Annotated in this window: 24 protein-coding genes; 10 read left to right on the forward strand and 14 right to left on the reverse strand. The window is 71.7% G+C overall.

The window, feature by feature from the left end:
- The first annotated feature begins 23 nt into the window (after positions 1-23).
- From ODJ79_RS06710 to ODJ79_RS06720, 3 genes are all read left to right on the forward strand, one after another.
- A complete protein-coding gene (locus ODJ79_RS06710) occupies positions 24-956 on the forward strand; it encodes a TIGR04222 domain-containing membrane protein (RefSeq protein ID WP_263022434.1) in 933 nt (310 codons plus the stop codon).
- A gap of 1 nt (position 957) precedes the next feature.
- Positions 958-1773: a DUF692 domain-containing protein gene (locus ODJ79_RS06715; protein WP_263022601.1), complete on the forward strand. Its 816-nt coding sequence runs from the start codon at positions 958-960 to the stop codon at positions 1771-1773.
- A 122-nt stretch (positions 1774-1895) separates the two neighbouring features.
- Positions 1896-2387 carry a hypothetical protein gene (locus ODJ79_RS06720; protein ID WP_263022602.1) on the forward strand — a complete coding sequence of 164 codons (492 nt, stop codon included), beginning with the start codon at positions 1896-1898 and terminating at the stop codon, positions 2385-2387.
- Here ODJ79_RS06720 and ODJ79_RS06725 read toward each other — a convergent pair.
- Positions 2384-2746: a nuclear transport factor 2 family protein gene (locus ODJ79_RS06725; protein ID WP_263022435.1), complete on the reverse strand. Its 363-nt coding sequence runs from the start codon at positions 2744-2746 to the stop codon at positions 2384-2386. The genes ODJ79_RS06720 and ODJ79_RS06725 overlap by 4 nt on opposite strands.
- Positions 2747-2861: 115 nt before the next feature.
- On the opposite strand from ODJ79_RS06725, the gene ODJ79_RS06730 reads away from it, so the two are divergent.
- From ODJ79_RS06730 to ODJ79_RS06745, 4 genes are read left to right on the forward strand one after another with little or no spacing between them, the layout of a single operon-like run.
- Entirely contained in the window at positions 2862-3608 is a 747-nt protein-coding gene (locus ODJ79_RS06730) for a helix-turn-helix domain-containing protein (protein ID WP_263022436.1), read from the forward strand.
- A gap of 18 nt (positions 3609-3626) precedes the next feature.
- Entirely contained in the window at positions 3627-4382 is a 756-nt protein-coding gene (locus ODJ79_RS06735) for an SDR family oxidoreductase (RefSeq protein WP_263022437.1), read from the forward strand.
- A complete protein-coding gene (gene mug, locus ODJ79_RS06740) occupies positions 4372-5010 on the forward strand; it encodes a G/U mismatch-specific DNA glycosylase (RefSeq protein ID WP_263022438.1) in 639 nt (212 codons plus the stop codon). Before ODJ79_RS06735 ends, mug begins: the two co-directional genes overlap by 11 nt.
- Entirely contained in the window at positions 4937-5521 is a 585-nt protein-coding gene (locus ODJ79_RS06745; RefSeq protein WP_263022439.1) for a TIGR03086 family metal-binding protein, read from the forward strand. The genes mug and ODJ79_RS06745 overlap by 74 nt, the downstream gene beginning before the upstream one ends.
- Positions 5522-5596: 75 nt before the next feature.
- On the opposite strand, the gene ODJ79_RS06750 is transcribed toward ODJ79_RS06745, so the two are convergent.
- The 6 genes from ODJ79_RS06750 to ODJ79_RS06775 form a co-directional block, all read right to left on the reverse strand.
- Complete coding sequence (locus ODJ79_RS06750; protein WP_263022440.1) at positions 5597-6046, reverse strand: carboxymuconolactone decarboxylase family protein; 450 nt, start codon at positions 6044-6046, stop codon at positions 5597-5599.
- Positions 6043-6507, reverse strand: coding sequence for a MerR family transcriptional regulator (locus ODJ79_RS06755; RefSeq protein ID WP_263022441.1), 465 nt, complete (start codon positions 6505-6507; stop codon positions 6043-6045). Before ODJ79_RS06755 ends, ODJ79_RS06750 begins: the two co-directional genes overlap by 4 nt.
- Before the next feature lie 354 nt (positions 6508-6861).
- Positions 6862-8817, reverse strand: coding sequence for an ABC transporter ATP-binding protein (locus ODJ79_RS06760; protein ID WP_263022442.1), 1956 nt, complete (start codon positions 8815-8817; stop codon positions 6862-6864).
- Positions 8818-8897: 80 nt separating this feature from the next.
- Positions 8898-9665, reverse strand: coding sequence for an enoyl-CoA hydratase/isomerase family protein (locus tag ODJ79_RS06765; RefSeq protein ID WP_263022603.1), 768 nt, complete (start codon positions 9663-9665; stop codon positions 8898-8900).
- A gap of 29 nt (positions 9666-9694) precedes the next feature.
- A complete protein-coding gene (locus tag ODJ79_RS06770) occupies positions 9695-9922 on the reverse strand; it encodes a helix-turn-helix domain-containing protein (protein ID WP_014441759.1) in 228 nt (75 codons plus the stop codon).
- Between the two features lie 426 nt (positions 9923-10348).
- A complete protein-coding gene (locus ODJ79_RS06775) occupies positions 10349-11953 on the reverse strand; it encodes an ABC-F family ATP-binding cassette domain-containing protein (protein ID WP_263022443.1) in 1605 nt (534 codons plus the stop codon).
- 159 nt (positions 11954-12112) lie between these two features.
- Here ODJ79_RS06775 and ODJ79_RS06780 point away from each other — a divergent pair, with 159 nt between their 5' ends.
- A complete protein-coding gene (locus ODJ79_RS06780) occupies positions 12113-13054 on the forward strand; it encodes a neutral zinc metallopeptidase (protein WP_263022444.1) in 942 nt (313 codons plus the stop codon).
- Between the two features lie 13 nt (positions 13055-13067).
- Here ODJ79_RS06780 and ODJ79_RS06785 read toward each other — a convergent pair whose 3' ends face one another.
- Positions 13068-13700 carry an acVLRF1 family peptidyl-tRNA hydrolase gene (locus tag ODJ79_RS06785; protein WP_263022445.1) on the reverse strand — a complete coding sequence of 211 codons (633 nt, stop codon included), beginning with the start codon at positions 13698-13700 and terminating at the stop codon, positions 13068-13070.
- Between the two features lie 32 nt (positions 13701-13732).
- Between ODJ79_RS06785 and ODJ79_RS06790 the strand changes: the two genes are divergently transcribed.
- Positions 13733-14416 carry a DNA alkylation repair protein gene (locus ODJ79_RS06790; RefSeq protein WP_263022446.1) on the forward strand — a complete coding sequence of 228 codons (684 nt, stop codon included), beginning with the start codon at positions 13733-13735 and terminating at the stop codon, positions 14414-14416.
- On the opposite strand, the gene ODJ79_RS06795 is transcribed toward ODJ79_RS06790, so the two are convergent.
- Positions 14413-14955, reverse strand: coding sequence for a LysE family transporter (locus ODJ79_RS06795; protein WP_263022604.1), 543 nt, complete (start codon positions 14953-14955; stop codon positions 14413-14415). The two genes, ODJ79_RS06790 and ODJ79_RS06795, sit on opposite strands and share 4 nt — an antisense overlap.
- A 204-nt stretch (positions 14956-15159) precedes the next feature.
- A complete protein-coding gene (locus ODJ79_RS06800; RefSeq protein ID WP_263022447.1) occupies positions 15160-18600 on the reverse strand; it encodes an NACHT domain-containing protein in 3441 nt (1146 codons plus the stop codon).
- 89 nt (positions 18601-18689) lie between these two features.
- Here ODJ79_RS06800 and ODJ79_RS06805 point away from each other — a divergent pair, with 89 nt between their 5' ends.
- A complete protein-coding gene (locus ODJ79_RS06805; protein ID WP_263022448.1) occupies positions 18690-19385 on the forward strand; it encodes a histidine phosphatase family protein in 696 nt (231 codons plus the stop codon).
- 486 nt (positions 19386-19871) lie between these two features.
- Here the strand turns inward: ODJ79_RS06805 and ODJ79_RS06810 are convergent, their stop codons facing one another.
- From ODJ79_RS06810 to ODJ79_RS06825, 4 genes are read right to left on the reverse strand one after another with little or no spacing between them, the layout of a single operon-like run.
- Complete coding sequence (locus ODJ79_RS06810; protein WP_263022449.1) at positions 19872-20615, reverse strand: maleylpyruvate isomerase family mycothiol-dependent enzyme; 744 nt, start codon at positions 20613-20615, stop codon at positions 19872-19874.
- Between the two features lie 37 nt (positions 20616-20652).
- Positions 20653-21099 (reverse strand): metal-sulfur cluster assembly factor, encoded by a 447-nt coding sequence (locus ODJ79_RS06815; RefSeq protein WP_411267274.1) that lies wholly within the window; start codon positions 21097-21099, stop codon positions 20653-20655.
- 23 nt (positions 21100-21122) lie between these two features.
- Positions 21123-21578, reverse strand: a complete 456-nt coding sequence (sufU, locus tag ODJ79_RS06820) for a Fe-S cluster assembly sulfur transfer protein SufU (RefSeq protein ID WP_263022451.1) — start codon at positions 21576-21578, stop codon at positions 21123-21125.
- A complete protein-coding gene (locus ODJ79_RS06825) occupies positions 21578-22807 on the reverse strand; it encodes a cysteine desulfurase (RefSeq protein WP_263022452.1) in 1230 nt (409 codons plus the stop codon). The genes sufU and ODJ79_RS06825 overlap by 1 nt, the downstream gene beginning before the upstream one ends.
- Position 22808 lies beyond the last annotated feature (1 nt).

Consider the following 22808-nt stretch of genomic DNA (forward strand, 5'->3'; position numbering starts at 1 on the left):
GCGGGCCTCTGCACAATGAGGCCATGCAGGACACCTGGGGGATTCCGGGCCCGGCCTTCATCGTCGGGTACATCGTCGCGCTGGTCGTCATCGCGATCCTCGCCGCGGCGCACCGCAAGGTTCTGTTCCGGGGGGACCGGAACGCATCTGTCGACGACCTCGGTCCGCAGCAGCTCGCCTACCTCAACGGCGGCGACCGCCTGGCCGTCTACTCCTCGATCAGCGGCCTCCGCGCGGCCGGCGCCCTCGGCACCTCGGGGAACGCCCTCGTGCAGACCGGGCCGATCCCGGCCGGTGTCACCCCGCTCGACTCCGCGATCCACCACGCGGCGAGCGGCCAGATCCGCACCCGCGACCTCACCGGCGACCAGTGGGTGCGCTCGGCCCTCGACGACCTGCGGGCCGGCCTCGAACGGCGCGGCCTCGCGGTCAGCACCGAGGCGCTCAAGCAGGCGCGGTTGTGGGCGTGGGCGGCCGGTGCGCTCGGCCTGATCGGCGTCTTCCGCATGGTCGCCGGTGTCCAGAACAACAAGCCGGTCGGCTTCCTCTTCGCCGCCCTCGTGGTCGTCGCCATCCTGACCTGGCGCCTGGCCCGCACCCGCCGGATCGCCACCGGCGTGGCCACCGCCCGGATGCGGGAGCTGCGGGAACGGCACGGCTACCTGTCACCGGGCCAGTCGCCGGCGTACGCGACGTACGGCGCGGCGGGCGCCGCGCTCGGCGTGGCGTTGTTCGGGGCGGCCGCGCTCTACGACATGGACCCGGCGTTCGCCGCCGAGGCGGGGATCCAGCGGGTCGTCTCCAACGGTTTCACCAGCGGCTCCTCCGCCGGCTCATGCGGGAGCAGCAGCTCGTGCGGGAGCAGCAGCTCGTGCGGGAGCAGCAGCTCGTGCGGGAGCAGCAGCTCCTGCGGCGGGGGCAGCTCGTGCGGGGGCGGGGGTGGTTGCGGTGGCTGAGATGGCGTACGGGGTGGGCATCGGCTGGCGCCCGGAGATCTCCGGCTACGTCGCCGGACTGCCCGGCCTGCGCTTCGCCGAGGTGGTGGCCGAGTCGGTGCACGCGCACGGCGACCTGCCCGACGGCCTGCCCGCGCTGCTCGACCGCGGCGTGGCGGTGATCCCGCACGGCGTGCGCCTGTCCCTGGGCGGCGCCGAGCCGGTCGACCCCGCGCGGGTCACCCACCTGGCCACGGTGGCTTCGCGGCTGAAGGCCCCGCTGGTCAGCGAGCACATCGCCTTCGTACGCGCGGCCGGCATCGAGGCCGGACACCTGCTCCCGATCCCGCGCACCCACGAAGCGATCGACGCGGTGGTGGCCAACGTCGCCCGCACCACCGCCGAGCTGCCCGTGCCGCTGGCGCTGGAACCGATCGCCTCCCTCTTCGACTGGCCCGACGACGAGCTGACCGAGGCCGACTTCCTGACCGAGATCCTGGACCGGACCGGCGCCCTGCTGCTGCTGGACATCGCCAACGTCTACGCCAACGCCCGCAACCGCGGCGACGACCCGCTGGCCCTGCTGGACAAGCTTCCGCTCGACCGGGTCGCCTACGTCCACGTGGCCGGCGGCGCTGAACACCAGGGTCTCTACCACGACACCCACACCGACGCGGTCCCCGAGGAGGTGCTCACCCTGGTCACCGAGCTGTGCGCCCGCCACCGCCCACCCGCGCTGATGCTGGAACGAGACGGCGACTACCCACCCGCCGCCGAACTCAGCGCCGAGCTCGACGCCATCGCCGCCGCCGCCGGCTATCCCGCGATCACCGCATGACCACCGGTCTCGGGCCGCGCAGCGGAGACCGGCTCGGCAGCGAAGGCCGGCTCGGCAGCGAAGGCCGGCTCGGCAGCGAAGGCCGGCTCGGCAGCGGAGACCGGCTCGGCAGCGAGCCCGGCGTGGCCGGGGGCGGCCGGGAGGGTGGCCATGCGGAACAGCCCGGCGGCGCACCGCGGAGCTTGGCCACCCGCCAAGCCGAGCTCGTCGAAGCGCTGACCCGGGGCAAACCCGTACCTCCTGGTTTTGATGCCCTCAAGGTGGACGCGGCGCGAGTCGCGCTGCTGCGCAAGCGCGCCGGTGAGGTCGCGCGGCAGTGGCCGATGCTCTCGGCCGGCCTCGGTGATCGGTGGAAGGCCTCCTTCTCGTCGTGGGCGGCGGAACGCCCGACACAGGGTTCCTTGCGCGACGGCTGGGATCTCGCGCGCGACCTTCGCCGGAAACGCGAGCTGCCCGCGATCGCGGGGGCGGAGCTGGCCGAGCGCGAGGCGCGGTGGAGCTATGACGGCTCCTCCGCGCCCCGAGCTCGCCGCGGACCGGCCGTGCGATCCGCCGTCGGCACCGTGGCGGTTCAGGTGGCGGGCCGAACCTGGGTGATCGGCGGCCGAACCTAGGCCGGAACCCTGTCGAGGAAGCCGAGCACTCGCTGGATGCGGCCGTCCGCATCCAGCTCGGCCACGTCGAAACCCTCCACCAGCGGCTCGCCCGGGACCGCGCCCAGGTGCCAGGTGAAGCGGGCCTGGTCGTGGTGACCGTCGACCTTGGTGCCGAGGCTGAAGGTCAGGCCGGGAAACTGCTGCTGGACGGCGCCGACGAGGCCGTCGAGCGCCTCCCGCCCGGAGACCGCGGCCATCGGGTCGACATAGCGGACGTCGTCGGCGAACAGGTCGTCGATCCGTTTGCGGCGGGCGGCCGGGTCGGTCTCGTTCCAGACGGCCAGGTACCGCGAGACCACGCTGTCGAAGTCGCTCATCGTCTTTCCCTTCGCTGTGACTATGACGGGGCCAACCCTCGCCGAGGTTGGGTCATGCGGTCGATTACGTCGGAGGTAATGGCGCCCGTTCCCGCGCGGTACCTAGGCTTCCCGCATGAGTGACGTCGGCACGCTGCTGCGCGAGTGGCGAACCACTCGGCGGATGAGCCAGCTGGAGCTCTCCTCGACGGCCGGTGTGTCGGCGCGGCACCTGTCGTTCGTGGAGACCGGACGGTCGCGGCCGACCCGGGAGATGATCCTTCGGCTCGCGTCCCGGCTCGAGGTGCCGCTGCGCGGGCAGAACGAGCTGCTGCTGGCCGGCGGGTACGCCCCGGCCTGGGCGGAGACCGGTCTGCGGGACGCGCCGCTGTCGGACGTGCTGTCGTCCCTGCGGGACGTGCTGACCGGCCACGACCCGTACCCGGCCGTGCTGATCGACCGGCACTGGACGATGATCGATGCGAACGACGCGGTCGGCCGGTTCACCGATGGCTGCGCGGCGTGGCTGCTGGAGCCGCCGGTGAACGTGCTCCGGCTGTCGCTGCACCCGGCGGGGATGGCGCCGCGGATCGGGAACCTGGCCGAGTGGCGCACGCACGTGCTGCACCGACTCGACCAGCAGGCCGCGCACACCGCCGACCCCGCGCTGCGCGACCTGCACGCCGAGCTGGCCGGCTACCCGGGCGGCACGGTCGGCGGCACACCCACCGGGCTGGTCGTGCCGCTCCGCTTCGGCGACCTCACGTTCTTCAGCATCACCTCGGTGCTCGGTACGCCGCTCGACGTCACCCTGGCCGAACTCGCCATCGAGGCGTTCCTGCCCGCCGACGCCGCCACCGCCGCCGCTCTGCATAGACCCTGAGGTGGCAGGATCGACGCCATGGATCTCGGCCTCGACGGACGCGTCTACATCATCACCGGGGGTTCGCGGGGGCTGGGCTACGCCACCGCCCAGGCGCTCGTCGCGGACGGGGCCAGGGTGGTGCTGTCGTCGCGCGACCCGGAGCACGTGGCCGCGGCCGCCGAGTCGCTCGGGCCGCTCGCGATCGGGGTGGTCGCCGACCTGACCGACCAGGACACGCCGGACCGGCTGATCCAGGCGGCGACGAACCACTTCGGCCGGCTGGACGGCGCGCTGATCTCGGTCGGCGGGCCGCCGCCCGGCACCGCCGCCGCGATGACGGACGAGCAGTGGCGGTCGGCGTTCGAGACGGTGTTCCTCGGGACCGTACGCGCGTTGCGGGTGATCGCCTCGGCGCTGTCCGAGGGCGCCGCCATCGGCGTGGTGCTGTCCACCACGGTGAAGACGCCGCTGACCGGGCTGGGGCTGTCCAACGGGCTGCGGCCGGGGCTCGCGATGGCGGCCAAGGACATGGCCGACGAGTACGGTCCACGCGGCGTCCGGATCGTCGGCCTGCTGCCTGGCCGGATCATGACCGACCGCAACCGGGAGCTGTTCGCGGACGCCGACGACCCGGCGGCGGCCGCGGCCGAGGCGGCCGGGACGATCCCGCTGCGCCGGGTCGGCGAGCCGGAGGAGTTCGGCAAGGTGGCGGCGTTCGTGCTCTCCCCCGCTGCCGGGTACGTGACCGGGGCGGTCGTCCCGGTGGACGGCGGATACCTGCGTGCGCTCTGAACCGCTTTTTGAGAAGCCGACCGCGGGCGAGGTGGCGGCCGCGGCCGGACGCACCATTCCCGACCTGATCGGGCCGGACCTGCGGGTGCTGTTCTCCGGGATCAACCCGAGCCTCTACTCAGCCGCCACCGGGCATCACTTCGCCCGGCCGGGCAACCGCTTCTGGCCGGCGCTGCACCGGTCCGGGTTCACCCCGCGGCTGCTGCACCCCTCCGAGCAGGCCCGGCTGCCGGCGATGGGGCTGGGCATCACCAATGTGGTCGCCCGGGCCACCGCGCGGGCCGACGAGCTGTCCACGGCCGAGCTGGTCGAGGGCGGCGCGATCCTGGCCGAGCTCGCCGCGACGTGGCGTCCTCGGTATCTGGCCGTGCTCGGGGTGACCGCGTACCGGACGGCCTTCGGGCGGCGAACGGCGGCGATCGGGCCGCAGGAGCAGACGGTCGGCGGGGTGCCGGTCTGGGTGCTGCCGAACCCGAGCGGCTTGAACGCTCACTACCAGATCGAGGGTCTGGCGGCCGAGTTCGCCCGGCTGCACTCCGCTACGGTGGCAGGTCATGACGACCAGGATCAGCGAGTTACTGGCGGCCGCCGCCGAGCGGACCGTTCCGGTGGTGCACGGCATCGATGACACCCAGCTCTCCGACCCCACCCCGTGCGCCGAGTTCCAGGTGCGCGACCTGGTGAACCACCTGTTCCAGGTCGTGGTGAACTTCCAGGCGCTGGCGACCAAGCAGGACGCCGACTTCGACACCAAGCCGGACTTCCTCGCCGGCGACTGGCGGAACCGGTTCGCCGACGAGACCCGCAAGCTGGTCGACGCCTGGTCGGAGCCGGCCGCGATCGAGGGGACCTCGCCCCGGATGGGGCTCCCGCAGGCGGTCGTGGCCAACCTGGTGCTGGTCGACCTGACCGTGCACGGCTGGGATCTCTCGCAGGGCACCGGTCAGGACTACACGCCCAGCCCGGAGGTCGTCGCCGCGGTCACCCCGTTCACCGAGCAGATGGCGCCGCTGGGCCGCGAGCGGGGCGCCTTCGCCGAGATGACCGAGTTCCCGCCGGACGCCGACGAGTTCACCCGGCTGCTGTCCCTCACCGGCCGCAAGGCCGGCGCTGGAGGTCACGGAGCACGATCAACCTGAACAGTCAATGCGTCGCGAAATACGGCGACGGGGCCTGCGCCGGTTACAACGACATCACGGCGCATCGCAGAGGCGTCATTTCCTCTCGGCGGACGAGGAGTTCGCCGGGGAAGGCCGGATCCCGCGGCTGTCGAAGACCTCCTTCGCGGCGAAGGTGGCGTTCAGTGCCCGCGGGAACCCGGCGTAAACGGCGGCGTGCAGTATCGCCTCGACGATCTCGTCCGGGGTCAGGCCGACGTTGAGTGCGGCCCCTACGTGCACCCTGAGCTGAGGTTCGCACCCGCCGAGGGCGGTCAGCACGCCGATCGTGACCAGCTGCCGGGACCGTGCGTCGAGCCCCGGCCGGTCGTAGATGTCGCCGAAGGCGAACGCTGCCACATGGTGGCCCAGGGCGGGCGACAGATCGGCCAGCGAGCCGATCACCCCCGTCCCGGCATCTCCATCGATCCTGGCGAGAACATCCAGGCCATGGCTACGCCGTTTGAGGTTGTCTGCGCTATCGATGTCGTGCTGAAAATTGCTCATGGCTGAGCCGATCCTCCGTACGTGGCGATCTTGTATTCGGTAGCGGCCAGAGCGAGTTGGATCTGCGCTAGCTGGGCCCGCAACGTGTCGCGGTGCTCGAGGAGCATGTCGAGGCGGTCGGGAATGGTGGCGTCGCCGCGATCGACGAGCGCGACGTAGTGGCGCAGGTCGCTGATCGGCATGCCAGAGGTGCGCATCCGTGTCAAGAACACCAGGCGCCGGACGGACGAGGCATCGTAGACGCGATGCCCAGCGGCGTTGCGAGGCACCGTGATCAGGCCGACCCGCTCGTAATAGCGCAGCGTGTGCGGGCTCACACCGACGTACTGGGCCGCCGTCGCAATGTCCCACTGCTGGGCCAGGTCCTCCATGACCAGGCGCCGCAACGCAGCAACCGACACGCCGCCGGGCGGGTCGACGGCCAGGCGCAACGCCTCCGCCAACTGCTCGTTCGCCTTCATGGCCACGAGGCTATGGCTTCGAGCGCGCTACAACGCAAGCTCGGTATCCGGTCTGCCACCGTAATGTCGTGCCGGCCCGACGGGCGGTCGGCCAACAGCCGCAACGCCACCGTGGTCTCGTCGTCGGGCCTGCACCCGCCGCAGATCCCAGCCGGCCGACCCCGCAACGCAGCCGACCAACCCCGCCGCAAGCCAGCCGGGCGGCCCCGCCGCAAGCCAGCCGGCCGGCCCCGCAGCCAGGCAGCCGGGCGGCCCCGCAGCAAGCCAGCCGGGCGGCCCCGCCGCAAGCCAGCCGAGCGGGTCGGCGGCCAGGCATCCGCCCGGTCCCGCCGCCGACGCGGGCGGGCCGGCCGGTTAGGGCTCGACCGAGCCGGCCGGGACCGTGATGATCTCCACGTCGCCCTGCTCGTAGGGCGGCGCCTCGGCCTCGGGCGACGACACCGCGAACTGGGTGCGGTACAGCTCCGCATACAGCCCGCCGGCCGCGACCAGCTCCTCGTGCCGGCCGCGCTCGACGATCCGGCCGTCGTCGAGCACCAGGATCTGGTCGGCGTCGCGCACGGTGGAGAGCCGGTGGGCGATGACCAGCGCCGTGCGGCCCTCCAGCGCCACCGTGAGCGCCCGCTGCACGGCCGCCTCCGACTCGCTGTCCAGGTGGGCGGTGGCCTCGTCGAGTATGACGATCGACGGGTGCTTGAGCAGCAGCCGGGCGATCGCGATCCGCTGTTTCTCGCCCCCGGAGAAGCGGTACCCGCGCTCGCCGACCACCGTCTCCAGCCCGTCGGGCAGCGCGCGCACCAGGCCGGCGACCTGCGCTCCCGCCAGCGCCGCCCACATCTGGTCCTCGGTCGCGTCCGGCTGGGCGTACCGGAGGTTCTCGGCGATCGTCTCGTGGAACAGGTGCGAATCCTGGGTGACCACGCCGATGGTGTCGCGCAGCGAGCCGAGCGTGGCGTCCCGCACGTCGACCCCGCCGACCAGCACCGCGCCGTCGGTGACGTCGTAGACCCGGGAGACCAGCATCGAGGTGGTCGACTTGCCGGCGCCGGACGGGCCGACGAGCGCGACCAACTGGCCCGGTTCGACGGTGAAGTCGACGCCCTTGAGCACCGGCGCGGACTCGGTGCGGTCGAGGGTCGCGACGTCCTCCAGCGTCGCCAGCGACACCTCGTTCGCGCTCGGATAGCGGAAGTGCACGTCGCGGAACTCGATCCGGCCCGCGCCGGCCGGGACGTCGACGGCATCCGGCTTCTCGGCGATGCCCGGCTGGAGATCGAGCACCTCGAAGACCCGGTCGAATGAGACCAGCGCGCTCATCACGTCGACCCGCACGTTGCTCAGCGCGGTGAGCGGCCCGTACAGACGGGTGAGCAGCAGCGCGAGCGTGACCACCGTGCCGGCGGTGACCGCGCCGGTGACCGCGAGCCAGCCGCCGAGGCCGTAGGTGAGCGCCTGCGCCAGCGACGCGACCAGGAGCATCGCCACGAAGAAGGTGCGCGAGTACATCGCCTGCTGGACGCCGATGTCACGGACCCGCGCGGCCCGCGCCCCGAAGCGCGCGGCCTCGTCGTCGGGCCGGCCGAACAGCTTGACCAGCAGGGCGCCGGAGACGTTGAACCGCTCGGTCATCGTCGCGTTCATCTTGGCGTCGAGGTTGTACGACTCGCGGGTGATCTCGGCGAGCCGCTTGCCGACCCGGCGCGCCGGAAGGATGAACAGCGGCAGCAGGGCCAGCGACAGCACGGTGATCTGCCAGGACAGGCTGAACATGACCACGGCGGTGAGCACCAGCTGGATGACGTTGCTGACCACGCCGGAGAGCGTCGAGGTGAACGCCCGCTGGGCGCCCAGCACGTCGTTGTTGAGCCGGCTGACCAGGGCCCCGGTCTGGGTGCGGGTGAAGAACTGCAGCGGCATGCGCTGGACGTGGTCGTACACCTGGGTGCGCAGGTCGAGGATGATGCCCTCGCCGATGCGGGCCGAATACCAGCGCTGGGCGAGCGACAGGAACGCGTCGACGACCGCGAGGACGGCGATCGCCAGGGCCAGCCGGGTGATCACCCCGGCCGCGCCGGCGCCGCCACCGGTGATGGCGTTGACCACGTGGCCGGCCAGCAGCGGGGTGGCCACCCCGATCACGGCGTCGAGGACGACGGTGAGCAGGAAAACCACGATGTCGCGGCGATAGGGCCGGGCGAAGCGCATGATCCGGCGGGTGGTGCCGCGCGTGAGGCGGTGCTTCGTGACCCGATCGGAATTCTGGATCGAACGCAGCATCATCCAGCTGGACGTGCTCGAGGACGGGCCCATCGGTTCACCTCCCGGGCTGTCGTGGGGCGGGCAGGTGCACAGTCTGCACCGCGGGTACGACAACCCGGGACGAGCTCGGTTTACTCCCCGGTACCGAGGAGATCGCGAATGCGGCGGGTCTGCGCTTCCCGCTCGGTCCGGTCCTGATCCGCGTACGAACGCTGACCGATCCCGGTGAACAGGCCCTTGATCTCGGGAATCGTCCCGTCCGGGGCGGACAGAATGGCCGCCGCCAGATCATTGACCGCTTCGCCGAGAGCGGAACCGGGAACCACGGCGGTGGCCAGCCCGATCCGGTCGGCCTCGTCCGCCGGAATACGGCGGCCGGTGACGCAGATCTCCAGTGCCCGGGACACCCCGACCAGTTCGCTGAGCCGTTTGGTGCCGCCCAGGTCGGGTACCAGACCCAGCGTCACCTCGGCCATCGAGAACCGTGCGTCGTCGGCGAGCACCCGCATGTCACAGTTCAGCGCGAGCTGGAATCCCGCCCCGATGGCATGTCCCTGTACTGCCGCGATCGTCACGATCGACGGGTTACGCAACCACGTGAACGCCGACTGGAAGCCGGCAATCCGATCGGCGCACTCGGATGGTGACAACTGCGCGAGGCGAGCCAGAGAAGAATCGCCGTCGCCGCGCGCGGACGACAGATCCAGGCCCGCGGAAAACGCGCGCCCCTCGCCTCGGACAATGACGACTCGGACGCCACCCGGCAATTTCCGTGAAATGTTCGCCAGCTCGGCCCACATCGCCGGAGTCTGTGCATTGAGCACCTGGGGCCGGCACAACGTCACCGTTGCGACCGGCCCGTCCAGGTCGTAGCGAACACCTGCCTCGTCGGCAGGCACGGCACTACCGGGCTCGGCGTTCTCCGTCGTCACGCCTTCTTGCGCCGGCGAGCGCCGCCCCGCTGGCGCAGCTGCACGCCCGACTCGGTCAGCACCCGGTGCACGAATCCGTAGGAACGTCCGGTCGAAGCCGCGAGCGCGCGAATGCTCTCGCCAGAGGTGTAACGCTTGACCAGATCCTTCGCTAGTGACTGGCGCTCGCTGCCGACGATTCGGCGACCCTTCTCAGTGCTGGTGGCTGTGCCCGTGGCTGCCATGTTGAATCCTCACGTCCCAGACTGTGCGGTTCGATACGGTCCCACCTATTAGACCGCCTCCAACGATCATGCGCTAGCCATCTTGGCTTAGCCAACGTGCCCATTTAGCACTGTCAGGAACTTGACGCTGACCACCTGCATCAATGTCAGACACTTAACTGACGTTAGGCCGAGAGTCTTTCCGACCACCCGGTAGGTGGCCGGGCCCTGCTCCCAAGACCATGGATCACCTGCGGAAACACTCGATCGAGGAGACCCGCCGGCGAGACATGACGCACTGTCGATGCAACGAACACGCACCGCTCGCACGCCGAGTGTGCCAACTTCGCCATGATCCGGCGGATGCCCGGCCTGACCGCAAACGCCCGAACGTCGCACTGTCTGTGTGGGCACCAGTTGACAACTGACGATCGCGAAGGTCCAGTCCTAGGCCAACTCGACGAGCTCCAGGAGATCGTCGCTCCAGGCGTCCTCGTCGCCGTCGGGCAGCAGGATCGCGCGGTCCGGCTTCAGCGCCTGCACCGCGCCCGCATCGTGGGTGACCAGCACGATCGCCCCCGGGTAGTTGGCGATGGCGTCCAGCACCTGCTCGCGGCTGATCGGGTCGAGGTTGTTGGTGGGCTCGTCGAGCAGCAGCACGTTCGCGCCCGAGCAGACCAGCGTGGCCAGGGCGAGCCGGGTCTTCTCCCCGCCGGAGAGCACGCCGGCCGGCTTCTCCACGTCGTCGCCGGAGAACAGGAACGCGCCGAGAATCTTGCGCAGGTCGGTGTCGGTCTGGTCGGCGGCGGCGCTGCGCATGTGCTCGAGGATGGTCCGATCGACGTCGAGCGTCTCGTGCTCCTGCGCGTAGTAGCCGAGCCGCAGGCCGTGCCCGGGCCGCACCTCGCCGGTGTCGGACGCCAGCAGGCCGCCGAGGATACGCAGCAGCGTCGTCTTGCCGGCGCCGTTGAGGCCGAGGATGGCCACCCGGGAGCCGCGGTCGACCGCCACGTCCACATCCGCGAAGATCTCCAGCGACCCGTACGACTTCGACAGCCCGACCGCGGTGAGCGGCGTCTTGCCGCACGCGGCCGGCTGCGGGAACCGCACCTTGGCCACCTTGTCCGCGACCCGGTTGTCCTCCAGGCCGCCGAGCAGCTTCTCCGCGCGGCGGGCCATGTTCTGCGCGGCGACCGTCTTGGTGGCCTTGGCCCGCATCTTGTCGGCCTGCGCCATCAGGGCGCCCGCCTTCTTCTCCGCGTTGGCCCGCTCCCGGCGGCGCCGGCGCTCGTCGGTCTCCCGCTGCTCGAGGTACTTCTTCCAGCCGACGTTGTAGATGTCGACGACCGAGCGGTTGGCGTCCAGGTACCAGACCTTGTTGACCGCGGCGTCGAGCAGCTCCACGTCGTGGCTGATCACCACGAGGCCGCCCTTGTGCTGCGCCATGTACGACCGCAGCCAGGAGATCGAGTCCTGGTCGAGGTGGTTGGTGGGCTCGTCGAGCAGCAGGATGCCCTTGCCGTTCTGCCCCGAGTCGGCGAACAGGATGCGGGCCAGCTCGATCCGGCGCCGCTGACCGCCGGAGAGGGTGCCGATGGTCTGGGCCAAGGCGCGGTCGGGCAGGCCCAGGTTCGCGCAGATCCGGGCGGCCTCGGCCTCGGCGGCATACCCACCGAGGGCGGCGAACTGGTCCTCGAGGTGGCCGTACCGGCGGACCAGCTTGTCGTCGGCGCTCTCCTCGAGCTCGACCTCGAGCTTCTGCATCTCGGCGAGAAGCGCGTCCAGCCCGCGGGCGGAGAGCACCCGGTCGCGACCGGTGACGTTCAGATCGCCGGTACGCGGATCCTGCGGCAGGTAGCCCACCTCGCTGGTCCGGTCCACGGCGCCGGCGTACGGGATGCCCTCGCCGGCCAGCACCTTCAGCGTGGTGGTCTTGCCGGCGCCGTTACGGCCGACCAGGCCGATCCGGTCGCCGGGCTGGACCCGTAGCGTGGTCGGGGACAGCAGGATCCGGGCGCCGGCACGAAGTTCCAGTCCGGTGGCGGTGATCATGTGGAAACTCGCTCTCGAGAGGAAGGCTGACTCCGGCAGGTCAGCCTTCGCAGAGCAGCACTGCGCCATACTACCGGGCGGTGGACGGCACCTCCCACCCGATTACCGACCAAGATCAACGGGTATCCGTGGCGCAACCCCGGCGTCAGTGAGGATGGAATGGAACTCAACGAGAACGCTGACATCGACACCAGTCAGGTCGACGACCAGCGCGGCGGAGGAGGCGGTGGCGGTGGCGGCTTCGGCGGCCTGCCCATCCCGATCGGCGGTGGCGGCATCGTCGGCCTCGTCATCACCATCATCCTGGTCGTGGCGGGCGGCTATTTCGGCGTCAACCAGCTCGGCGGCGGCAACAGCGGCTCGACCGGTGACAACACCAACATCACCAAGGAGTGCGCCGACAAGAGCACCCGCCTCAAGAGCCTCGACTGCCGCAACGTCCTCTACATCAACTCGATCCAGGCGTTCTGGAAGGACGCCGAGCCCAAGTACTTCGGCAAGCAGTACCAGCCGTCCAAGACCGTGCTCTTCTCGAACCGGGTGAGCACCGGCTGCGGCGCCGCCGACTCGGGCACCGGCCCGTTCTACTGCCCCGCCGACGACCGGGTGTACATCGACCTCACCTTCTACCAGCTGCTGGCCAAGCAGCTCGGCGCGCCCGGCGAGTTCGCCCAGCCGTACGTGCTGGCCCACGAGTACGGCCATCACATCCAGGACCTGATCGGCACCGAGGCGAAGATGCGGGCCGCGCAGAGCGGCGCCTCGAACAGCGAGAAGAACCTGCTCTCGGTCAAGCTGGAGTTGCAGGCCGACTGCTACGCCGGCGTCTGGGCCAACCACGCCACCGAGACCAAGAGCGGCGGCGGGCAGCCGATCTTCAAGAGCATCACCGACCAGGACATCCAGCAGGGGCTGGACACCGCCAAGCAGATCGGCGACGACACGCTCCAGCAGCGGGCCGGCCAGCAGATCAACCCGGCCGAGTTCACCCACGGCACCTCGGCCGACCGCCAGAAGTGGTTCAAGCGCGGCTTCGATTCGGGCAACCCGGCCGAGGCCTGCGACACCTTCGCCGCCGGCGCGGTCACCGAGGGCGACTGAAGCTCCCGTACGACTAAGGTTCCCGCACCAGCACGGACACCGCCCGGGCCCCGGCCACCGCGGACACCAGCACCGCGTGCCGGGGCTCGGGCACGTCCAGGAACCGCTCGGCGCGCAACTCGGCGACCGGGGCCAGGGTCGGCACGGCGAGAACGGCGTCGACCGCCGCTCGATCTCCCCCGGTCACCAGCGCCGTCATGTCCCGTACCCGGGGAAGAAGCAGACGCCCCACGATGCCGGCGCCGTCGGCAGCCGCCGCCTTCGCCTGGTTGTCCCGCCGGCGCGCGAAGCGCTGCTGGGACCAGCCACCCGCCGCGGTGCGCCCCTGCACATAGTGCGTCTCCACCTTGGACGTGACCAGTTCCGGTCCCTGCGCGACACCGACCGCGACCGCGCCCTTGCGCGCGAGCAGCAGCCCGAGGGTGCGCGGCTCCTGCGCGACCCGCACCAGATCGGTCATTGTGGCCACCGGCGGCGCTCCCGGGGGCGGCTGCCACTCCGCCGAGGCGCCGTCCTCCGCGATCAAGAGCAAACCCTTTTCCGTGTACGCCCCGTGCCGGGTCACGAAGTTCTCCAGCCAGCGCGGCAGCCGCTCGGGGGCGACCGTCACCCACTTCCCGCCGCCCGCGGCCGTGCGCTCACCCATTCTTGTCACCCTACGGTGGCAGACTGCGGGTCGTGACAGACCTGGCAGGCGCCCTGATGAGCCGGCTCGCGGCGGGCTTCGCCGCCCGGCGTGACCCGGAGCGAGCGGTCGCGATGGCCGCCTACATGCGCGACCAGTTCCCGTTCTTCGGCCTCCCGGCGCCCGAGGTGCGCGCGGTCGAGCGGGCGGCGTTCGCCGGCCTCCCCCGCCCCACCGACGAGGATCTCACCGTCGTCGCGCTCTCCTGCTGGGCGTTGCCCGAGCGCGAGTACCACTACGCGGCCTGCGACTACCTGCGAAAACACGTGTTGGTGGCGGGGCCGGATTTCCTGCCGGTGGTGCGCACGCTGATCACCACCAACTCCTGGTGGGACACGGTCGACCCGCTCGCGACCCGGTTCGTGGGCGACCTGGCCCGAGCCCATCCCGCGCTGGCCGAGGTGATGGACGCCTGGTCGGCCGACGAGAACATGTGGCTGGTCCGCACCGCTCTGCTGTTCCAGCTGCACTACGGCGCCGCGACCGACACCGACCGGCTGTTCGGCTACTGCACCCGGCAGGCCGGCCATCCCGACTTCTTCGTGCGCAAGGCGATCGGGTGGGCCCTGCGTCACTACGCCCGCACCGACCCGTCGTCGGTGCGGGCGTATGTGGCGGCGACCCCTTCGCTGTCACCGCTGTCGCGGCGGGAGGCGATGAAGCACCTCCAGGCCTAGAGGAGAAGAACGGCGAGGACGGCGATCACGGCGCTGGAGACCAATGCCGTGATCATGCGGCCGCGGTCGCCGGTCAGGAAGCGGCCGATCACCGAGCCGCCGCCGGCGAGCAGCAGTTGCCAGCTCGCCGAGGCCAGGAAGGCGCCGATCACGAACCAGGCGCCGCCGCCCTCGCCGGAGCGGCCGAGCACCAGCGCGGCGAAGTAGATGACGGTGGCCGGGTTGAGCAGGGTCAGGGCCAGGATGCCGGTGTAGGCGCGCAGCGGCGTGGCCGGGCGTTCCGCGCGCGCGGCGCCCGGTTTGCGGAAGGCGCTCCGCGCGGTCAGCACCGCCAGGCCGAGCAGCACTGCGGCTGCGGCCCAGCGCAGCGGCGTCGCGATCGGCGCGACGAGGCTCGCCACGGCCGCACCGCCCAGGACGGCGATCATCGCGTAGATGCCGTCGGCGGTGGCCGCGCCCAGGCCCGCGGCCGCGCCTACGCGCAGTGACGTGCGGGCGCTAAGGCCGGCGATCAGGACGCTGATGGCGCCCACGGGCATGGCTACGCCGTAGCCGGCGACCACGCCCGCCAGGAACGGCGCGCTCACGACAGCTGCTGACGAACCGACCCTTCGGCGACGGCCGTCTGCTGTCGGGCGGCCCGTTCGGCCGCGGCGACACAGACGGGGTGGGGCTTCAGCAGCATGGTCATGTGGAGAAGGATGACGGCGACCGGGCCATCCCGCTACCGGATTAACGGAGCGTTACGGGTTGCCGATCAGCCAGTTGGTGATGCACTGGTCGACGTAGGCGAGCACCGTCTCGATGTCACCGACCGTGTCCGGCATCCGGGCCAGCGCCACCAGCGACGAGTGCAGCCGGTCCGACCCGGCGGCCAGCCAGCTGTACTCGTCGAAGAGCGCGTTCAGGTCGGCCAGCCAGCGCTCGTTCGTGGTCCGCAGGCTGGCCAGGCGTACCCGGAAGGCCTCCAGCTCGCCGCGCAGCTCGTCGCCACCGGCGATCGCCCGGGTGCGGCCGAGCTTCTCGGCCGCGTCCGGCGCGCGGCGACGACGCTCCAACAGGGCGACGGCCCCGGCGGCCGCGGTGATCGCGCCACGCCGATCGGTCAGCGACGTCCAGCCGTCGGAGACCACCTTGAGCACGCTCTCGGCGAGCCAGGCCGCGTTCGGGTCGTCGCGCTCGGCCCGGCGCAGCACCGCGGTCGCCGCGCGCAGCCACTCGTCCGGCGAGGCGACGGTCAGGCCGCCGAGCACGTCGACCGCCGCCTCGGTCGGGCAGTCGTGCTGGCCGGCCAGCGTGCGCAGCAGCTGATCCGCGTACGCGACCTGCAGCTCCGGATCCCAGTCCGGGAACTCGGCGGCGATCCGCACGCAGCGCCGGTAGACCTCGCCCGGGTCCTCGCCGGAGGCTGGCAGCAGCCAGACCGCGAGCAGCGCCTGGGCCGCCGACGGGGCGTTCTGCCACCAGGACGCGTACATGGCGGTGGTCGGCCCGAGCCGGGAGTCGAGCAGCGGCTCGAGGGTGTACCAGGCGAGCTCGTTCTGCGTGCAGCCCTGGAAGAACACACGGCGGCGGCGTGCCTCGACCTCGAAGCCGTCGGTGATCGTGACGCTGCCGCGGTCGGCCTCGGGCCGGCGGAAGAGCCAGTGCGGGTCGGGTTGCGGCGTGACGAACGTGCCGTCGTCGAGGGTCAGCCGCACGTCCCGGCCGCGCGAGCCGGTGCACCGCTCGACCGCCAGTGTCTCGACCAGGGTGGCCCAGCCCTGGTTGTTCAGCTGCGCGTGCCAGAGCGTCGCGTGGTCGTGCCACTGCCGGAACGGTTCGTAGCGGGCCGGTTCGGCCAGCTCGCCGAAGCGCAATCCGCCCGAGGTCACGACCGCGAGAAGCGTCAGATTCGCCGTGTACGCCGCGAAGCGCGCCGCCACGTTACGGCCCGGGGCCGGCCGGTACGCCGAGGCGGCCCAGTCCCCGCTGCGCTCACCCTGGCGGAACATCCGGATCAGCACGTCGGTGTACCGGGCGCGGCCGTCCGCGGTCAGCCGGGCGGCCATCTCGGCCAGGAACTGCACCACCGGCGCCCGGGCGGTGAGCGGCACCTCGGAGAGCAGGTCGGTGATCAGGTCGTGGCCGGTCATCGGGCGCGCCGCGAGGGTCACCGCGTCGCGCGCGACCGCCTCGGCCAGCAGCTGCCAGGTGAACCGGGCGACCAGGTACTCCCCGAACGTGGCGTGCAGGAACTCGTACGTCCGCCTGGTGTCTCCGCCACGGACGGCCTGCGACCGATGCACGAAGAAGAACCGGCCGAAGATCAGCTCGGAGTCGGTGAGCGCGTCGGCGCTCACCGGCGGTTGCCGGCCCGGCGCGGGCTCACCGAGAGTTGCGCGCAGGTCGGCACTCACCGCCTCCTCGGTGACCCACTGGGCGGAGCGGTTGAGCATCGCGAACGCGACCACGGCGAGCCGGCTCAGCTCCTGCTCGGCGAGCGCGTCCACGGTCCGCGCCGGGATGTTGCTGTACGCCTTGCCGACCTCGCGCCGGGCGAAGCCGACCAGCAGCTGCTCGTAGAGCTCGCCGGTGGTGAGCCGGCCGGCCGGTCCGCGGCGCAGGGCGTTCCCGTCGCTGTCGTGCAGGGCCAGCATCAGCAGCAACAGCGGCTGCCCGGCCAGCTCCCGGTGGGCCAGGACGTCCTCGGCGGCCAGGTGGGTCGCGTTCACCTCGTTCCAGGCGTCCACCCAGCCCCGGATGCGCGGCTCGTCGAACGGTTGCAGGCGCAGCAGCAGTGTCTCCGGCGGCAGCGCGGCCCGGTCCGCGACGCTGGTCCGGCTCGTCACGATCACCGCGGCGGCCCGGCCCTGCTCCCGCTCGCGCTGCTGGAACTCGGCCGCCACCTGCAGGAAGTCGTTCTGGCTGACCCCGGTGGCCTGCAGCAGCTCGTCGAAGCCGTCAAAGATGATCACCGGTACCGCGTCGATCGAGCGGGCCAGCGACGGCCAGGTGGTCTCCTCGGTGGTCGCGGTGAGCACCGCCTGCTCGATCTGCTGCTGAAGGCGCAGCGAGGTGTCGACGTCGCGCAGCGGCACCCGGATCGGCAGGAAGCGGGTGGTGGACAGCCGCGCGGCGAGGATGCGGGTGAGCACCGACTTGCCGGCGCCGGGCTGGCCGAGCACGAGCATCGGCGCCCGGACCGCCCGCGGGGTGCCGAGGTAGCCGGCGAGGAACCGGTCGATGTCGTGGCGTACGCCGAGGTCCTGCCAGAAGGCCTCGTCGGCCGGGGAGACGCCCTCGACCCGCTCGGCGACCTGGAAGGCCGGCGGGATGTAGCCGCGGTCCAGGGTGGGCACGCCGAGCCCGTCCGGCAGGTCGATCGACTCGACGATCCGGTGTTCGAGCAGGGCGGCGTGCGCCCGTTGGAGGGCCTTGGCCACGCCCTCGGCGGTGTTCTCGGCAGCGACCTCGCGCAGCAGCCGCTCCAGCTCGCGCAGCGACGGTTCGAGCGAGTCCAGCCGGCCCTCGATCGCGTTGCGATGCCGGTGGTCGATCCACAGGGCCATGTCGGGGCAGTCCGCCATGAGGTTGAGGAGCATCTCCTCGTACCGCTTGCGGGCCCGCCGGCCGCCCGCCTCGAGGTCGCGCAGCAGGATGGTCCGCTCCCCCTCGCTGAGCTCGTCGAACGGGGCCAGCCCGCTGAGGAAACGGCCGAGGTCGGCGGTCAGCCGGTCGTAGAAGATCTCCAGCGCGGCCAGGTACTTCTCGTTCGGGATGTGCGGCTCGGGGGTCGGCACGCCGGCCCGCAGCGCCGCGGAGGTGAGGTCGCGGGCGCCTTCCGCGCCCTGGCCGGCCAGCCGGAGCTGGTCGGCCCGGGTGAGCCGGGCCCAGGACAGGTCGACGTCGGCCAGGGCGTCGAAGTAGGCGGCGATCACGATGATCGTGTGCGCGGCGGCGAGCCGGTCGGTGCGATCGCGCCGGCCCGAGCCGGTCATCGCCCGGGCGGTCGAGGTGACCAGCTCGCCGGAGACCCGGGCCAGCTCGGTGCGCAGGTCGAGCAGGGCGAGCAGCTGCGGCGCGGCGATCGCGGCGCCGGCCAGCAGGCCGCCGGTCATCGTGTTGACCCGCTGGTAGACGGCCGACTCGGGGCCGCCGCCGAGGATGCGCACCGCGTCCGCGTAACTGATCGTCCTAGCCACGCCACCGATTGTCGCATCCGTCATTCCCCGATACAGATATCCGATTTTCCGTATAAAAGCGGCAGTTCGGCGCCGGGTAACGTGGGCCGGTGACTGTCGTCAGTGAACTGATCCTGGTACGACACGGGCAGAGCCTGTCCAATGTGGCCTTCCCGGCCGCCGACGCGAAGGGCCTGCTGGACGCCGAAGCGGGCGACCGGGACGCCGAGGTGCCGCTGACCGAGCTCGGCGAGGGGCAGGCCGCGGCGGTCGGTGGCTGGCTGGCCTCGCTCCCCGCCGAGCAGCTGCCAGAGGTGGTGATCACCTCGCCCTACCTGCGCGCCCGCGAGACGTGGCGGATCGCCGCCGAGGCCTCGGGCCTGTCCCTGCCCGAGCCGAAAACCGACGACCGGCTCGTCGACCGGCGACTCGGCGACCTCGAGATGCTCACCCGGGCCGCGGTCGCCCGGCGCTTCCCGGCCGAGGCGGGCCGCCGGGCCGAGGCGGGCGAGTACCGCTACGCCCCGCCGAACGGCGAGTCCTTCGCCGACGTCGAGGCGCGGCTCGCCGCGTTCCTGGCCGACCTCAACGCCGAACACGCCGGCGAGCGGGTGGTGGTGGTCGCCCACGACGCGGTCGTGCTGATGATGCGGGCCACCATCGAACGGCTCGGCTGGGACGAGGTGGTCGCCGTCGAACGCGCCGCCGGCAGCATCCGCAACGCGTCGATCTCCCAGTTCCTGGCCCGCGACGGACGGCTGGAACTGGTCCGCTACAACGACATCGACCACCTGCCCAGCATCTGACCCCGCGACACCCGAGCCGGCGACGCACCAGCGCCCGGACCCCCGCCAGCGCCCCGACCCCCAGTGCCCCGACCCCTGCCAACGCTCCGACCCCGCCAGCGCCCCGACCCCCGTCGGCACCCCGACCCCCCGGCCAGCGCCCCCGAACCGCCAGCGCCCCCGAACTGCCAGCGCCCCGGAATCGGCGGCACGTCAGCACCCGAACCCCGCCAGCGCCCCGAACCCCCACCAACGCCCACGAAACTGCCAGCGCTCCCGAACCGACGCGCGCCAGCGCCTCGAACCGACGCGCGCCAGCGCCCCGAACCCCCGGCCAGCGCCCCGAACCCCCGGCCAGCGCCCCGAACCGCCAGCGCCCCGAACCGGCGGCGTGCCGACGCCCCGAACCGCCAGCGCCCCGAACCGGCGGCGTGCCGGCGCCCCGGACCCCCAGCGCCCCGAACCGGCGGCGTGCCGGCGCCCGAACCGGCGGCCCGGCCACCCGACTCAGTCGGCGGCGGACCACCCCAGCATCTCGTCGAAGACGGAACGATCCCCGTCGACGCGCACCGCGTCGACGGGGATGCGCTTGTAGAGGGCGAGCACCAGATCGCTGGCCGACCCGTGCACGGTCGTGACCGGCTCGCCACCGGCCGCCGGATCGAGCTGCACCCCCGCCGGCGACAGGTCGACCACCCAGGACGGCCCCTCGATCGCCGTGAACGCGACCCGCGCCGGCCGATGCGGCCACTTCCCCAGCGACGCCATGCCGACGCTCAGGAACTCGGCGACCCCGTCGACCGCGACCGCGGCCGGCAGCGGCGACGGCTCGCCGGCGGCCTCCTGCGCGTCGTACGCGTGCACAGCCGCCTCCTGCACCTGGTGCCGCGCGACCGCCGCGGCCGTCAACGGCGTGCCGGAGCCGCCCCACCACGCCCAGGCGGCGCTTTCCGGCCCGGCCGCGCGCAGGGCCCCGACCAGCAGCGCCGTCGACTCGGCCGACCACTCCAGCAGATCGCCCTGGGGGTCGAGGTCGCCGCGTTGCTCGGCGGTGGGCGGCGCCGAGGCGTCGGCCAGCCGGACCACCACCGCCCAGAACCGCTGCACGGCACCCAGATGGCGGATCAGATCGGTCAGCGCCCAGTCGGGGCAGCCGGGCACCCGGGCCTCGAGCGACGACGCGGCCGCGGCGGCGGAGCGCAACGCCGCGGACCGGTCGTCGACGAGTGTCAGCAGTTCATCGAAAGTCACGCACCGGTTCTATCACCGGGGTGCGACAGAAACCGGCTCAGACGTTGAAGCCGAGCGCCCGCAGCTGCTCGCGGCCATCGTCCGTGATCTTGTCGGGACCCCACGGCGGCAGCCACACCCAGTTGATCCGGAAGTCGCTCACCAGACCGCCGCCCGGTCCGGTGGTGAGCGCCGCCCGGGTCTGCTCCTCGATCACGTCGGTGAGCGGGCAGGCCGCCGAGGTCAGCGTCATGTCCAGGGTGGCCACGTTGTCGTCGTCCACGAACGTGCCGTAGACCAGGCCGAGGTCGACCACGTTGATCCCGAGCTCCGGGTCGACGACGTCCTTCATCGCCTCCTCGACGTCCGCGACCGAGGCCTTGCCGGCCGGCGCCGAGGCCGTGGGCGCGGCGGCTGTAGGTTCCGCGGGCGCGGGCGCCGCCTCGTTCAGGTCGACGGAAGGCGCCTCATCAGCGGTGCCTGCGGCGGCCCGCTCCTCGGCCAGCCACGCGGGAGTCTGTTCGGTAGTCATGCCTTCACCTCCGGGCTCACGCCCACATCGACGCCCGCGCGCGCCGCGGCGTCCTTGAACGCCATCCACGGCAGCAGCGCGCATTTCACCCGAGCCGGGAACTTGGCCACGCCCGCGAACGCCACCGCGTCCCCGAGCACGTCCTCGTCCGGCTCGACCTGCCCACGACCCTGCATCAGCTCGACGAACGCTTCATGAATCTCGGCGATCTCGTCCGGCGAATGACCGACGAGCAGCTCGTGCAGCACAGAAGCGGAGGCCTGCGAGATCGAGCACCCGAGACCATCGTACGAAATATCGGTAAAATCGCTTGAAACCCGTACGGTGATCTCGTCGCCACACGTCGGGTTGACGTGATGCGCCTCCCCGTCGAAGGGGTCACGCAGGCCACGGCCGTGCGGATGCTTGTAGTGATCGAGGATGATCTCCTGGTACAGCGCGTCGAGCATCATCAGCCGAACACCCTCTTCACCTGATCGAGTCCTCGCGCCAGCGCGTCGATCTCGTCCGTCGTCGTGTACAGGTAGAACGACGCGCGCGTCATGGCCGGCACCCCGAACCGGGCGCAGGTCGGCTTCGCACAGTGATGTCCGACGCGAACCTCGACCCCGAGCGCGTCCAGGACCTGCCCGACGTCGTGCGGGTGCACCCCGTCCAGCGCGAACGAGAGCGTGCCGCCTCGCCCCTCGGGCGTCGCCGGGCCGAAGATGCGCACTCCTGGCACATCGCTCAGAGCCTTCAACGCGTACCCGGTGATGTCCTGCTCGTGCTGGTGGACGGCCTCCATGCCGAGCCCGTTCAGGTAGTCGACGGCCGCGCCCAGCCCGATGGCCTCGGCGATCGGCGGGGTGCCCGCCTCGAACCGGGCCGGCGGCGCCGCGTAGGTGGTGCCGGCCATGGTGACCGTCTCGATCATCGAACCGCCGCCCAGGAACGGCGGCATCTTCGCGAGCAGGTCGAACCGGCCCCAGAGCACGCCGATGCCGGTCGGGCCGAGCATCTTGTGCCCGGTGAACGCGATGAAGTCCACGCCCAGCCCGCGCACGTCGACCGGCAGGTGCGGCACCGACTGCGAGCAGTCCAGCGCCACCAGCGCGCCGACCTCACGGGCCCGCGCGACGATCCGCGAGACGTCGTTGATCGTGCCCAGCGTGTTCGACATGTGCACGACCGAGACCAGCCTGGTGCGCTCGTTGACGAGAGCACTCAACGTGGACTCGTCGAGCCGGCCGTCGTCGGTGATGCCGAACCAGCGCAGCGTCGCGCCGGTACGCTCGCAGAGCAGCTGCCAGGGGACGATGTTCGAGTGATGCTCCATCTCGGAGATCACGATCTCGTCGCCCGGCTTCAGCGCCAGGTACTGCCCGGCGGAGTGCGCCACCAGGTTGAGCGCCTCGGTCGAGTTCTTCGTGAAGACGATCTCGTCGGGGGTGCCGGCGTTGACGAAGGCCGCGACCTTCGCGCGGGCCTCCTCGTACGCCGTCGTGGCCTCGGTGCCGAGCGTGTGCACCGAGCGGGACACGTTGCCGTTGTGCCGCTCGTTGTGCACCCGCATGGCATCGATCACCTGGCGAGGCTTCTGCGAGGTGTTGGCGCTGTCCAGATAGACGAGCGGGTGGCCGTTGACCTCCCGTTCGAAGATCGGGAAGTCGGCTCGGACCCGGGCCACGTCGAACGTCATC

This window comes from Actinoplanes sp. KI2, from assembly GCF_025630775.1.
Lineage (GTDB): Bacteria > Actinomycetota > Actinomycetes > Mycobacteriales > Micromonosporaceae > Actinoplanes.